The 14,200-nt window shown below is 32.1% G+C and carries 13 protein-coding genes and 2 pseudogenes; 9 read left to right on the top strand and 6 right to left on the bottom strand.

Translation table 11 applies throughout. The annotated features are described in order from the left end of the window. Window positions 1-18: 18 nt before the first annotated feature. On the top strand, window positions 19-696 hold the full coding sequence (locus C7958_RS01095; protein WP_111570818.1) for a response regulator transcription factor: 678 nt from the start codon (window positions 19-21) through the stop codon (window positions 694-696). A gap of 160 nt (window positions 697-856) precedes the next feature. Then, entirely contained in the window at window positions 857-1,402 is a 546-nt protein-coding gene (locus tag C7958_RS01090; RefSeq protein WP_111570817.1) for a site-specific integrase, read from the top strand. 89 nt (window positions 1,403-1,491) lie between these two features. Here the strand turns inward: C7958_RS01090 and C7958_RS01085 are convergent, their stop codons facing one another. Next, on the bottom strand, window positions 1,492-2,742 hold the full coding sequence (locus tag C7958_RS01085; protein ID WP_111570816.1) for an alkaline phosphatase: 1,251 nt from the start codon (window positions 2,740-2,742) through the stop codon (window positions 1,492-1,494). Between the two features lie 348 nt (window positions 2,743-3,090). Here C7958_RS01085 and C7958_RS01080 point away from each other — a divergent pair, with 348 nt between their 5' ends. The 4 genes from C7958_RS01080 (at window position 3,091) to C7958_RS01065 (ending at window position 7,385) form a co-directional block, all read left to right on the top strand. Next, window positions 3,091-3,507, top strand: a complete 417-nt coding sequence (locus tag C7958_RS01080; protein ID WP_111570815.1) for a type II toxin-antitoxin system VapC family toxin — start codon at window positions 3,091-3,093, stop codon at window positions 3,505-3,507. Between the two features lie 163 nt (window positions 3,508-3,670). After that, window positions 3,671-4,513: a type VII toxin-antitoxin system HepT family RNase toxin gene (gene hepT / locus C7958_RS01075; protein ID WP_111570814.1), complete on the top strand. Its 843-nt coding sequence runs from the start codon at window positions 3,671-3,673 to the stop codon at window positions 4,511-4,513. Between the two features lie 275 nt (window positions 4,514-4,788). Beyond that, on the top strand, window positions 4,789-5,859 hold the full coding sequence (locus C7958_RS01070) for a glycerol dehydrogenase (RefSeq protein WP_111570813.1): 1,071 nt from the start codon (window positions 4,789-4,791) through the stop codon (window positions 5,857-5,859). 269 nt (window positions 5,860-6,128) lie between these two features. Next, window positions 6,129-7,385 carry a hypothetical protein gene (locus C7958_RS01065; protein ID WP_111570812.1) on the top strand — a complete coding sequence of 419 codons (1,257 nt, stop codon included), beginning with the start codon at window positions 6,129-6,131 and terminating at the stop codon, window positions 7,383-7,385. On the opposite strand, the pseudogene C7958_RS01060 reads toward C7958_RS01065, so the two are convergent. Next, a pseudogene (locus tag C7958_RS01060) lies at window positions 7,382-8,941 on the bottom strand (AAA family ATPase). The gene C7958_RS01065 and the pseudogene C7958_RS01060 sit on opposite strands and share 4 nt — an antisense overlap. Before the next feature lie 310 nt (window positions 8,942-9,251). Here C7958_RS01060 and C7958_RS01050 point away from each other — a divergent pair. Beyond that, window positions 9,252-9,761 (top strand): winged helix-turn-helix transcriptional regulator, encoded by a 510-nt coding sequence (locus C7958_RS01050; protein ID WP_111570809.1) that lies wholly within the window; start codon window positions 9,252-9,254, stop codon window positions 9,759-9,761. Here C7958_RS01050 and C7958_RS16035 read toward each other — a convergent pair. Next, window positions 9,758-10,489, bottom strand: a pseudogene (locus tag C7958_RS16035) (Fic family protein). The gene C7958_RS01050 and the pseudogene C7958_RS16035 sit on opposite strands and share 4 nt — an antisense overlap. A 14-nt stretch (window positions 10,490-10,503) precedes the next feature. Beyond that, window positions 10,504-10,698: a DUF6364 family protein gene (locus C7958_RS15825; protein ID WP_208320720.1), complete on the bottom strand. Its 195-nt coding sequence runs from the start codon at window positions 10,696-10,698 to the stop codon at window positions 10,504-10,506. A 405-nt stretch (window positions 10,699-11,103) separates the two neighbouring features. Between C7958_RS15825 and C7958_RS01035 the strand changes: the two genes are divergently transcribed. Further along, window positions 11,104-11,559, top strand: a complete 456-nt coding sequence (locus C7958_RS01035) for a type III toxin-antitoxin system ToxN/AbiQ family toxin (protein ID WP_133960268.1) — start codon at window positions 11,104-11,106, stop codon at window positions 11,557-11,559. Here the strand turns inward: C7958_RS01035 and C7958_RS01030 are convergent. Beyond that, entirely contained in the window at window positions 11,556-11,744 is a 189-nt protein-coding gene (locus C7958_RS01030; RefSeq protein WP_111570807.1) for an antitoxin VbhA family protein, read from the bottom strand. The genes C7958_RS01035 and C7958_RS01030 overlap by 4 nt on opposite strands. A gap of 95 nt (window positions 11,745-11,839) precedes the next feature. Between C7958_RS01030 and C7958_RS01025 the strand changes: the two genes are divergently transcribed. Then, window positions 11,840-12,316 (top strand): UPF0175 family protein, encoded by a 477-nt coding sequence (locus tag C7958_RS01025; RefSeq protein WP_111570806.1) that lies wholly within the window; start codon window positions 11,840-11,842, stop codon window positions 12,314-12,316. Window positions 12,317-12,537: 221 nt separating this feature from the next. Here the strand turns inward: C7958_RS01025 and C7958_RS01020 are convergent, their stop codons facing one another. Further along, on the bottom strand, window positions 12,538-14,130 hold the full coding sequence (locus C7958_RS01020; protein ID WP_111570805.1) for an AAA family ATPase: 1,593 nt from the start codon (window positions 14,128-14,130) through the stop codon (window positions 12,538-12,540). Window positions 14,131-14,200: the final 70 nt, after the last annotated feature.

Below are 14,200 nucleotides of genomic sequence, written 5' to 3'. Positions count from 1 at the left end.
GTGAGGTGATGGCGGCTTATGAATCAAAATAAAATTTTAATTATAGATGATGACCTGCAGATCTGTAAGATTTTACGGGATTACTTTACTTATGAGGATTTTGAAGTTTTTACAGCCCATGATGGTAAGGAAGGTTTAAAAAAAATAAATGAATTAACTCCGGACATTTTAATTTTAGACTTGATGTTACCCGAAAAAAACGGTCTGGATATCTGTAGAGAACTGAAGCCTCATAATAATCTACCGATTATTATTTTGAGTGCCAAAAATAGAGAAAACGATCGGATAAAAGGGCTGGAATTGGGTGCAGATGACTATGTGACCAAACCATTTAGCCCTAAAGAAGTTGTGCTCCGGGTTAAAAATGTTTTGCGCAGAATGAATAAAAATCGAAAGCAGGAAGAATTGAAATTTCCCAATTTAGTGATCAATAAAAAACAGCGGCTGGTCAAAGTTAAGGGCAGAGAAGTTTCTTTAGCGCCCAAAGAATTTGATTTATTATGGCAGATGGCTTCTTCTCCAAAAACAGTTTTCAGCCGGGAAAAGCTTTTAGAGCTGGTCTGGGAGTTTGATTATTTTGGTGGAATTAGAACGGTTGATACTCACATTAAAGCTGTCCGGAATAAGCTGGGAGCAGAAGCCGGCGAATATATTCAGACGGTCTGGGGAATTGGATATAAGTTTGTTGCTCGCTGAAAAAGTAAAGCTGCCCGGAGGATAGTGGTGGCTTTATTTTTTGCTTTAATTAGATAAATTTGTAAATAATACTTAAAATTTCTTCTCAGAAGTGTTATAATATAGATAAAGTAAAACTTTCCCAACAAATCTTATTAAATGACTGCAGAAGGGAGACCTGATGAATAAAGTTGAGCCGATCAGAGATAAGGATAAAATTGAAGAGATAAAAAATATTTTGCGTCAGCAGAGCTACCGCAACTATATTCTTTTTGTGCTGGGAATCAACACCGGGCTGAGGATTAGTGATATGCTGAAGCTGAAGGTCGAAGATGTGCGCAATAAAAGCCATATTGTAATCAGAGAGCAGAAAACTTCCAAAAATAAACGCTTTTTGATTAACTCAAACCTGCGCCGGGAACTGGAAGACTACTGCCAGGATATGCGAGGAGAAGAGCATCTGTTTCAGAGCCGGATTGGGACAAATAAACCGCTGACCCGCTTTCAGGCCTACAGAATTTTTAGTGAAACTGGTCGCAAAGCTGGCCTGGATAACATTGGCTGCCATTCGACCCGTAAAACCTTTGGTTATCATCATTACCAGAAGAACAAGGATGTGGCACTGCTGCAGAAGATGTTTAACCATTCTTCTCCCAGTATTACCTTAGACTATATTGGGATTACTCAGGATTTAATGGATGAGTCGATCGAGAAGTTTTCGCTTTAGCTAAAAATGAAAATTTGCTTTTAAATTTATTAAGCTCTACCGTAATCGGTAGAGCTTAATAACTAATCAAAATTCAATTTTATTTTAGATTACTGCATAACTTTTTTCATAATTTTAAAAATGTCTGTATTATCCAGCGGTTGAGCTACAAGTTCACTACCGGGTCCCTGGCTCCAGGTAGGAACATCGCCTCCAGTATGGTCTTCACTGGTCCAGCTGGATTCAATTTTTTCGCTCTGGCTGCTTAAACTTCCATATGGTCCGGCAATTCTAAATCCACCAGTATCATGATCTGGAGCAATTATTACTAGAGTCTCTGATTTACGCAGAGGACTCTGCTCAAGCCAGTCAAGGACTGTCTCAACAGATTTATCAAAGCCCAGCATTTCAGCCAGTTCATAGTTAAGAGCATTACCATGTCCTGCCCAGTCTATTTGGGATCCCTCCACCATTAAGAAAAATCCATCAGAATCTTTTTCCAGAGTTTTAAGTGCGGTTTCTGTCATTTCAGCCAGAGTTGGTTCTCCTTCTGGATATTCCGGGAAAGCATTACCTTCACTGTCTTTAAGTCCAAATTTATTTAGTCTAAATAACTCAGGAGTTTTACCTTCATCATAAGCTGTAAACATGCCAAATATTTTGTCACTTTCTTTATTTTGAGCAAGTCTCATTTCTGACTCATTATCAACTGTCAGATAGCCATTTTTCCTGGCTAAATCTGCCATTGCTTCATTACTCTGAAGATTATTATATGATTTTTCAAACTGCTGAGCGTTATATTCATCACTGGTACCATAGACTCCTCCACCCAGCACAACATCCACTTCAGTTTCCTCTATATACTGGCGGGCAATTTCTGCTCCAGCGTATCTAACAGGTACATGAGCTCCAAAGGTTGCCGGTGTAGCATGAGATATCTGAGATGTAACTACCAGACCTGTGGCTTTATTTAAATCCTCAGCAATCTCAAGAATTGTTTTAGACTTTTTTTCTATATCCATAAGTTCTCCCTTGACTGAATGAGCACTTACTTCGCGATTATTATGTTTTTCTCCGGTTGCCATTGCAGAACCGGCAGCAGCGGAATCGGTAACAATAGAATCAGCTGAATATGTTCTGATATAACCAACATTATTGAGTTTTTCCACTGCCAGAGGTTCACCATCAGGCCCATTTTTAAGTATTCGGGCTGCAGTTACAATATCCATGCTCATTCCATCTGGAATCATGAAAATAACATTTTTGGCAGTACTGGCATCAGCAGCATTTACAGCAGCAAAAGATGTAACTGTGAGTAAACAAATAAATAGAAATAATATTAAAGACTTCTTAAATTTCATCTAATATTTCCCCCTTTGATGATTAAGTAAATTGTTTTTGAAATTTTCAGTTTCAGAACTACTTTTTACCACATATTTAATTAAGAATAATAAATTTTACTGTTTTCACCCCCATAAGATTTTGTTTTTCCATTATTCTATCTTAAATATATTATTACAGGTAATTATTACGAAATCATTACCAGCATGTTAAATTGTGGTAAATTCTAAGAAATAGTTAAATTTATATGATTAATGGAAGACCTCTTAAATCAAGAAATTCATATTATAATATTGTAAATTAAATGGTTTGGTAATACAATAGTATTACGGAGGTTAGGCTGATGCTTAGTTTGAGTGATAAAATTCATGAAAAATACTCTCGTTGATGCTGGTCCTCTGATTGCTCTTTTTGATAAAGATGATATTTACCATCAGCAGATTTTAGAATTTTCAAAGTCGTATAATGGCTATTTATATACAACCTGGCCGGTAATAACTGAAGCTCTGCAGGTGCTGAGTTTTTCGGTAGAAGTACAGTTAGATTTTTTGAAATGGCTGGATAGAGGTGGATTAAAAGTTTTGAACTTTGATCAAAGTATTTTAAAGCGGGTGATTAGTTTAACTAAAAAATATAACGATTTACCTGTCAATTTCGCTGATGCTTCACTGATAGCTGCTGCAGAAAGAGAAGATATTAAGGACATTATTTCTCTTGATTCTGATTTTGATGTTTATAAAACAGAAAAGAGTGCTTTTTTTAATAATATCTTTCTCAGCAGTTAAATTAAGATTATAATCAGGTTTAAATAAAGAGGGTGTAAATTATGCTGTCTGAAAATACAGATGTGCTTAAAATTAAGCTTGAGAACCTGGAAGAATATATTAATGATCTGGATGAGTATAGAGATTATATAAATTAAAGCCTTCAATTTAGGACGGTGAGATCATGGAAAAGTTAAAAAGAAAACTTGAGCCTGAGCTTAAAGAAAATGTAGCTGATTTTTTAAAAAAAGAAGCAAATGTTAGGCTGGCATACATTTTTGGCTCTTATGGCACGAAGTATCAAAATACCGATAGTGATCTGGATTTAGCTGTGTTTTTTGATGATCCACCGGAGATCCTCGAGCAGATGGAGCTGGCAGCACGCCTGGAATTGGAATTAGGAAAATATGATATTGATTTAATCAATTTGAATAATGTTAAGCTAGATTTTAAGTATGAAGTAGTTAAAGGTGGAGAGTTAATTTACAGCAGAGATGAAATTGAGACTGCTGAGTTTAAAGAAGAGGTTTTAAGACTTGGTCCTGAAGCTGAAGAAATTAAATATAAATTTCAGCAGGAGTATATTACAGCAATAAAGGAAAAAACATCAGGAATAAATCATAAACGGATAGCAGAAAAGCTAAGATTCATCAGAGCTAATCTGAAAAAGTTGAAAGAACTGGCTGAACTTGAACAGATAAATTTTTTGAGTGATTACAGGAACTTTGATGCCGCTAAATATAATCTGCAGGCAGCAGTAGAAGCTATGCTGGATATAGCAGCCCATATTATTTCTCGAGAAGGATATACAAGTCCTAATACAAGTGCTGATTCTTTTAGAATACTTGCTGATGAAGGGATTATCACGGAAGATTTACTGTTAAAGTTTGTTAAAATGACTAAATTTAGAAATAGAATTGTTCATCTTTATGATCAAATTGATGAAGAATATATTTATCGGATTATAAATAATAATCTGTCAGATATAGAAAGTTTTGTTGATTTGATTGCCAATAGATATTTCTAATTTGTTTCTAATATTTTTTTAAAGTATTTTTAATCAATAGCTGCTATTATATAATTAAGCTAAAAGAAATACAGTTTATCCCCTTTTTGAAGCTGCTGCAGAGAGCAGCTATAACATAAATTAAAGTACTAGATACTTTTCTCCTTGTTTTTACCGCCCTTTTCCCGGGGCGGTTTTTTATGTTTAATAAATTTCTAATCAAAAATTAACTTGTTAAAAACTAATATTTATTCTATAATTAAATTGTGAAATAAATATCAAAAGGAGTGATAATGATGACAAAAGTAATGACATCTCCAGGGAAGTATGTTCAGGGCAAAAAAGTAATTGAGGAAATGGGAGATTATATCAAAGATCTAGGAACTAAGGCCTTAATCATTGCTGATCCAATTGTAGAAGAACTCTTTTTTGATCAATTAGAAGTGGGACTAAAGGATTTAGATTATGAAATTGAATATTTTAATGGCGAATGCTCAAAAGTAGAAATCAAAAGACTGGAAAAAAAGGCTGTAGAAAAAGGAGCAGAAATGGTAATCGGAATGGGTGGGGGAAAAACTCTAGATACAGCTAAGGCAGCTGCTCATTATGCTGATTTACCTGTAGTAATTGTGCCCACAATTGCTGCTACAGATGCACCATGTAGTGCCTTATCTGTTATTTATACTGAAGAGGGAGTTTTTGAAGAATATTTATTTCTACCCAGAAACCCGGATGTAGTAATGATTGATACAAAGATTGTAGCTCAGGCACCGGTCAGATTCTTAGTTTCAGGAATGGGAGATGCGCTGGCGACTTACTTTGAAGCTGCTGCTTCTGCACTTACTAAAACTACTGCAATGTCAGGCGGTGCTCCGACAATGACAGCTCAAAATCTGGCTGAACTCTGCTATAATACTCTGCTTAAGTATGGGGAAAGTGCTAAAAAAGCTGCTGAAGCCGGTGTAGTAACAGAAGCTTTAGAAAAAATAGTAGAAGCCAATACTTTACTAAGTGGGCTGGGTTTTGAAAGTGGAGGTTTAGCTGCGGCTCATGCCATTCATAATGGATTTACAGTTCTGGAAGAAACTCATGCTAAAACTCATGGAGAAAAAGTTGCCTATTCTACTTTAGTCCAAATGGTAATGGAGGACAGAGATCCAGTAGAAATTGAAATGGTAAGGAATTTCTGCAGAAGAATTGGGCTGCCTACTACACTTGCTGATCTAGGGATTACAGAGATTAGTGAAGAGAAAATTATTCAGGTGGCCGAAGCCAGCTGTGCTGAAGATGAGACAATTCATAATATGCCTTTTGCAGTAGATGCCGAGATGGTCAAAGATGCTATTCTGGCAGTTGACGCACTTTAAATTAGTGTTTCTAAACAGCTGATTTGATATAAATTGACAGTTTAACTAGGATTAGATATTTTATGAACTCTAATGATTTAAATAATTAATATTTATTTTAAAACGCCTTTTTGCTTATATGATCCCCTTATGGTAGACAGATTAAATAATAAAAATCTGTTTATCAGAAAGGGGATTTTTTATTTATAAATCTCTTTTTAGGTGGTATAATACTTATATACAATAAATAATACCTATAGTCTTTATTCGGACCTTAAAAGGGGGTCAAAATGGAAAAGAAAACACTATCTCAAAAGCTTTATTTTTTGGAAGGAATGTCAGTCGATAAGATTTCCAGTCTGCTGGATTTAAGAAAATCAGAGGTAGAGGATTATATTAAGCAGCAGGATAATTTTCAGATTAAGAGTGGGCAGGGAAACTATGAATTTAGAGTATTGAAAGGAGATTCAATTTCCAAATACAGTGCGGCTAATTATAAACCATTTTTTGATTCTATACTTGATCAGTCGAATATTATAAGTGATTTTGAAAGATATTACAGAAAATATGATATTCTGGGCATACCAGAGATTAGAACTTTTCTGAAATATTTTTTTGGAGATGCTTTAAGTACTGATAATTATAAGGGTAGTTTTAGATATATTTTTGAAATTAAACCCAAAGAGATAGATGAGTATCAGGATGAGATTTTTTTGTTTTCAATTCTTGATATTAAAGGTGGTTTGAATTTTCATATTTTTAACAAGCAAGAACAGGATAATCCAGCAGAATTATCAGAGTTTGAGATTGAAATCATTGAGTTTTTCTTTATAGCCTTAATTAAAAATGCTGCCAATTTTGTTAGAGAAAATGAGCTTCAGATTAAGGGCTTTTACGATACCATATATGATCCACCATGTATTTACGGATATCAGAACAATGAAGCCTTTTTTAAAAGTTTTGATAATAGGGATGATTTTAATCTTGAGCGCCGAGAATTAGAAAAAGAGCTGAACAAAGAAATAGAAATTATGGGTGAGAAAAATATTCCAGCAGCTCAAATGATCGCTCAGGCCAATCGAGAAGTTCAAAACTATGAGCTGACAAAATTGTATGAGAAAGTCTATATTAACATTGGAGATGTGATACTGGATAATAGATTTATTCTCAGAAAATATCCCGAGATCTATAAAGTTCTGCATGACCTGACAAAATACTGTCTTCTGGTTAATTTATTTTTAGATTTAGACAAAGATTTAACTGAACAGAGGGTTAACAGATATTTTAAAGCAGAAACTGTTGAAACAATTTCTGATGAGGTGATCATTTTACTGGCTGAAGCAACTAAAGATTTTTTAGAGGCTAATTATTCTATCAAAGCTCTGGATTATATTTTCTCCAGCTATAGGAAGGAAGTCAAAGAGATGCTGGAAGCAGATGACTATCAGGCTATTAAAAAGATTAATGATGCTGTAATAGAAGAAAGAATCTACCCTGAATTTTTTGGTTACAAAGTAGTCGGCTTCTGGGAGAAATTAACGAATTAACTTTTAATCTCAACCTCAGCCAGTTCTCTTTGTTGAAGATCAAAATTTATTGAAATATAAGTAGAATCCTTTTCAGTTTCAGATTCTGCTTTAAGCTGCCTAAATGTTTCTTCATCCTGCCCATAGTGAAAAGAAAGCAGAAAATGATTATCCTCGGTTTTTGCTTTAAATTCTACTGATTCTTCAGTGTTTAATATTTGGGAAGATATTTTTAGATAGAGACTGCTTAGAGCTTTTGCAATTAAATAGAAAATTTGCTGGTAGAATTCTTTAACTGATTCTGACTCATTAATTTCCACTTCTTTCAGATCATCAATTATTGAATTGAGATATTTTTTAAACTGCTGCTTATCATTTTGAACAAGAGATTTTCTTAAATAGTAGATGTCGACAGTATTAATTTTGTCTTCAGTCATAAAATCCAGCAAATTAATTAAAAAATTGCTTTCCACCTCAAAGTTCGGAAAACTCAATTTAACTAAACCCTCAGCTGAAATTTCCTTAATCGTTAAATATCCGGTCTGATACATAAAAGGAATAAGTGTTAACTCTTTGATGCTGGACGGATTCAGTTTGCTTTTTTCCACTCTTAAATCTTCAAACTTTGTAATACTAAAATCTTTTCTCTGAATAAGATGGAACAATAATTTAGGTGAGCCGCTGTTAAACCAGTGATTATCAAAAGAACCAAAATCTAAAACTCTTGCTGCTGCAAAAGGATTATAAACCTTAATATTTTTTTCGGTAAAGCGGTAGCCGAAGTAATGCTCTTTAAAAGTTTTTTTTGCTTCTCTTGTTGTAAGTTCATATTTGGCTTTAAGTTTGGAAAAATAAGGAGTTAAATACTCGTCTAATTCTGCTTCGGTAAATCCGGGCAGCTCTGCAAATTCAGGATCCTGATCCAGTTCAACTAAGTTAATTGAATCAGGAAAAATTGAACTGCTGCCAAATTTAATAATACCGGTTAGATAAACTTTTTCCAGATACTCTGCGAGCTCTTCTAAATTTTGATAAAAGGATTTTAGTGATTTTTGAAATCTGCTGTATTTTTCAAAATCAAATTGATAGCTGTAAGAATCAATCAGACTTGCAAATACGGGCTTATCATATTCATCAATTAGAATCACAACTTTTTTATCAAATTTTTGATATAATTTTAGGATTAGGTTTTTTAACATCCTGGGAGCTGTATCGGTTTCAAGTTTTAGATTATATTTTTTTGCTGCACTCTCTAAGGAATAGCCCATTGATTTATCCAGGCTTTCTGTGTTTATTGCGACAACAGCACAAAAATCAAGGTGGATAACTGGATATTCCTCCCACTGCCAGTCCTGATTATAGATATCTAAGCCGGTAAAAAGATTTTTTTCACCCTGCTAGAAACTCTTTAGGGTATTAACAAATAATGACTTGCCAAAACGGCGGGGACGGTTGAGCAGAAAAAACTTTTCCTTACTGCTGGCGATTTTGTAGACAAACTCTGTTTTGTCGATATATAAAGAATTGCTTTCTATAATTGACTTAAAATGAGCCCGGTCAGTTACTAAATCTTGCATTAGTTTACCTCCATCTATTGATTATCCAAAGCATCTAAGACATCTTTGTGTTCATCATATATTGATGATAATTTTTGGTCAAGTTGACTTTCGCAAAGGATTATATCAAGTCGGTTTTGACAAAAATCACAATTAAGACTCCCTATATTGATTTTTAATATTGGCTTAAATTCAATTTTTATATTTATAATTTTCACAGTAGGTGATATAATATATTTAAAGTTGATATTATCACTTATAGTGGGTTAAAAAAATTTGCAAAAAAAGAAGACTTTAAAAAAGCAGTAATAAAAGATCAGGAGTCGTTAATATGGAAGAAAAAATAACAGATATTTTAAATATATTAAACAGCAAAGATAGTCCTTCTCAGCGGGAAATAGCAAAAGAGGCCGGTATTTCTTTAGGTCTGGTTAATACCCTGCTTAAAAAGTGTGCTAAAAAGGGTCTGATTAAAATTGAAAGGCTTAATTCCCGGAATATTAAATACATCTTAACCCCGGCTGGTATTAAAGAAAAAACTAAAAAGACTATTAGATATGTTAAAAAATCTTATCAGGCAATCAAAGAAATTGAGGCTGAGGTGCTTAAATTGGCAGCTAGGGCTGAAAAAGAGGATAAAGATCTTTATCTCTACAGTGATCAACAGGAAGATGAGATTCTGGATCTAGTTTCTTTAGTCTTAAGGGAAAATAATTTGGAGTTTGAAGTATTTACTGCAGAAGAAGAGCTGTCCCGGATTAATAAAGAGGAGAGTCTGCTTCTGCACTGGGATCCGGATTTAAAGGTGGAGCATCTAGAACCGGTAAATATCTTTATTTAACTAATTATATCTAAATAGATGTCTAAACTTCTATTTAAAGATGCAGATACTAAGTCAATGAAGTCACTATAGTCGTCAGTAGTATGAGCTATATCTAAGCTTTCATAATATTTAACTCTATCTTCATTTCTGATAATGATTATTTGATAACCAGCTTTTATTAACTCAAAATTCAATAATATCCTGGCTGTTCTACCGTTTCCATCAATAAATGGATGTATTTTAACAAAATCAGTGTCTAATCTGGCAGCTCTTTCTATAGTATGAAAAGTTGAGCCTTTATCATAATATCAATTAATTAGTCCTTCCATTTGATCGTGAATAAAAACAGGTGCAGGAGGAACATGCTCCGCGCCACTTATTACTACTTTTTCATTTCTGTATTTACCTGCATTTTCATCATCTATGCCTTTAAGTATTAGATAGTGTATATTTTTAATTTGTCTTTCTGAAAGTTTCTCATTTTTATTTATAATATCCTCCATATAATTAATAGCTTCTTTATGATTTACAACTTCTAAATGTTCCTTTAATGTTTTTCCACCAATTGTTATACCATCCTCCAGCACTACTTTTGTTTCTGATAAGGTTAAAGTGTTACCTTCAAGTGCATTTGAATTATATATCCATTCCAAAAGGAGTTTTTCTCTTAAGCTTTTTAAAGTGTTTTTTGGTAGTGGGCTCTTTTCATCCATTTTTCTCTTTTTCTGATCAATAGTATCAAACATTATTAAGGTCCTCCTTAGATATCTGAAATCTTTAAATCTTTTTTATCCGGAATAGGTTCATCTTCAAAGGCACCATATAGTTTTTCTATTCTTTTATCTAATTTCTGTTCTTTAGTCCCTTTTTCCTGCTGCTTTTTTAATTCAGCTAAATATTCTTCTACAATATGGGAAATAGACTGATTGGTTTTTTTTTGAAAAATTATGAGCAAAATCTATAAGATCGTCATTAATACTTAAAGTGAGTTTCTTTTTCATTAGTATCACATCTTCACTTATATAATTATATTATGACACGTAGTTGTAATCAACGGCAGAATTTAAGCTGTTTTTACCTGGCTTTCGCCTGATGGAACGCCTGATGGAACCATTGACATAGTCAAATTTAAGGTATATAATTAATATATAAGGTAGTTTCCCGAAAGCAACGGAAAACTGAAAAACAGAGAATATTGCTTAGGTGTATGGTTGACCTACGCAAATGACGGGGTCGTAAAAAATAATATCATTTTATAAACCAAAACAAAGCAATTAGTTTCCCGAGAGTAGCGGAAAACTTTAAAAGAGAGAATACTACTCAATTGTATTCCTCCATTAAGGAGGATTTTTTTTAAAAGTTGAATTATATGTTTCTGGCATCAATCTCGGATGATTTTTTTGATTTATGCGCTTTTGATGAAGAGCTATTATATAATAAAAATAATCGTCCTCATTTAATAATACTAAAATTAAAATATAACAATTCCAGGCATGATTTTGCTGTTCCATTAAGATCAAATCTTCAAAATCATCTTCCAAAATCTGAGTATTTTTCACTGCCGCCGCGTTCAACTACAAAGAACAATAGAATTCATGCAATACACTTTTTGAAAATGTTTCCAATTAAAAGAATTTACCTGGAAAAATTCAATATAGAAGGCAACAAACATTATAAATTAATTGAAAATGTGATTAAAAAAAATGAAAAAGAGATTGTTGAAAAAGCACAAAAATATCTGGATAAATATCAAAATGGATATAAGCATAGATTTGCCACTAATATTGATAGAATTTATTTAACAATTAATGCTTAATCTGACTGTTTGGCTTTTATATGCTCAGTTATACTAGTGATTGCTTCTTTACTTGATATTTCTCCCTTCAAATATTTTTCTCCGATGATTATACTAAGTTCATCCACTTCAATATTTTCTACAGCCAATGATGCTCTGACATTTTCTATTGCCTCTTTAATTTCTTTGCTGCTCATTCTTTTCATTTGAGATTATCCTTTCTTTATTAATTATATTTAGAATGATATAATATCAGTATAATAGCTTTGGCTTAAAAGATCCATTAAAAGGGGAAATAATTATGAGTCTCAAAATAGAGATTGAATTGCCCGAAGAAATATTTTTGAGTTTACGCCTGGATGAAGATGAAGTTATTAAAGAAATGAAAAGAACCCTGGCAGTTAAATATTTTAAAGAGAGAAAATTGTCCATAGGCCAAAGTGCTGAACTTGCCGAAATGACAGAAGAGGATTTCATTAAACACTTAGGAAGTCAGAATATTTCTATTTTTAATATTGATGATCTGGATGAACTGAAAAAGGATTTGGGAAATTGTTCAATCTGCAAAGGTGATTTAGAAATAGGAAATGCAAATCATATTGCTGATCTTGATAATTTCATTATTATTATTAAAAATGTTCCTGCTAATGTTTGTAAACAATGTGGCGAATATTATTTAGAGCAGGATGTTGCTTTAGAAGTTGAAAAGATTATTGATAGTTATAGAGAAAATGCTGCTGAAGTAATAATTATTAACTATTTCGATTTAGTGGCTTAGTAATTTAATATGACATATGACTGAGAGCGGTTATTATAAGCAATATACTGCTCTCTTTTTGTTTTAATGATAGAAATACAAAAAGATCATTGAGTATGAATATAAAATTATAGATTATAATGGACTTAATAATATTTCGTGGGGACATTCAGGAAGAGTTTAAAAATATACTAAATGAGTAGGTTTAATAAAAAGAAAAGAGCAGAATGTTCTGCTCTAATTTAATCTATTTCTTCAATTTTAATATCTTTTATATTTCTTTTTCCAGTGTCGAAATTGATGCCAATTAAAACTAATTTCTTGTCTTTAATTTTAAACCTCTCAGCATAATTTTCATCTTTTATTTGCTGTAAAGCTATCTCAGCATCTTGATTTGCCTTAAATTCTATAATATAAATATTAGTGTCAGTTTCAATTATGCTATCAATTCTTCCTTCAGATGTTAGAACTTCTGAGTAAACATTTAAATTGTTATCTGTTAATAGGGTAGTTATCAGATAAAAGAGGCTGTTGTAATAAGCTTCTCGTTCTTGAAGAGATTTTGGAATATTAATATTAACCAGGCCTGCAAATATTGATTTCATCTGTTCTATAAATTTTTCGAGATTTTTATTTATAAGTGATTTTTTAATATAGTAGATAAGGGGTAATTCAATTTTTTCATTAGTAAATTCATCTAAAATATTTTGAGTTAAACTTTTTTCAATTTCTAGATTAGGATAACCAAGTTTATAAATTTCTTTGTTTTTAATTTTTTTAATTGTTAAATATCCAGTTTGGAATAATAAGGGAATAAGTTTAAGTTTTTTAATATCAGTCGCATCTAACTTACTTTTATTAACTTCCAGATTGTTTAAATTAGTAATCTGAAAATTTTCTTTCTTAATTAATTCTATTAGGAAAGTAGGGGTCCCACTTTTAAACCAGTAATTATCAAATCTAGTATTTTTTAAAGCGGAGCCGACTGAAAAAGGATTATAAACTCTACTATCTTTTTCTGTAAATCGAAAACCATTATACATTTGCTTGAATTTTTTTCTGCATTCTGAGATAGTTAAACCATTTTTTTCTGCGAGTTTAGCAAAATGTGGTTTAAAATATTTATTTAATTCTGCTTCAGTATAACCCATTATTTCAGCAAATTTACTTTCCTGATCAATTTCAAATAAATTATTTAAAGTTGAAAATATAGATAACTTACTGAACTTAGATACACCTGTAATAAAAACCTTTTCTAAGTAGCCTTCAAGTGGTTTTAAATAGTCATAAAGCATTTTAAGATAATCCTGATTTTCGTCTATAACTTTAAAATTAGCGTTGTTTTCTTTTAAAGGAGACTTAAGATTAGAAATTATAGGTTTATCATATTCATCGATTAAAATGACAACATCCTGATCAAATTTATTATAAAGCTTTTCTATTAACTCTGGAAACATATAGTATGCTTCTTCAACTATTAGGTCGATATTATATCTGGCAGCAATTTTACTAAAAATCTTTTGTAAACTTTTATTTAAAACTTCTCTGTTTTCTGAAGGTATCATATTAAAATCCAGTCTAATAATCGGATGTTCTTCCCAATTCCAATCTTGATTAAAGATATAAAGCCCTTCAAAAAGTTCTTTTTTACCCTGATAGAATTTTTCTAGAGTATCTACAAAAAGAGTTTTGCCAAAGCGTCGCGGTCGAGAGAGAAAAAAGTATGGTTCTCTACTACTTATAATTTTATATAAAAACTCGGTTTTATCTACATAAATAAAATCATCTTTTATTATTTCTTCAAAATTCGCTTTTGAAACAGTAATATCCTTCATCTTTGACACCTCCAGCTTTAATTAATTATACTTTAAAATTCAATGATTATCAATTAAACTGCAGAAGAAA

Origin of the sequence: Halanaerobium saccharolyticum (assembly GCF_003259895.1) — a bacterium.
GTDB lineage: Bacteria > Bacillota > Halanaerobiia > Halanaerobiales > Halanaerobiaceae > Halanaerobium > Halanaerobium saccharolyticum_A.
Note: the sequence above shows the minus strand (reverse complement) of the source record. Positions and strands in the feature narration are given on the sequence as shown.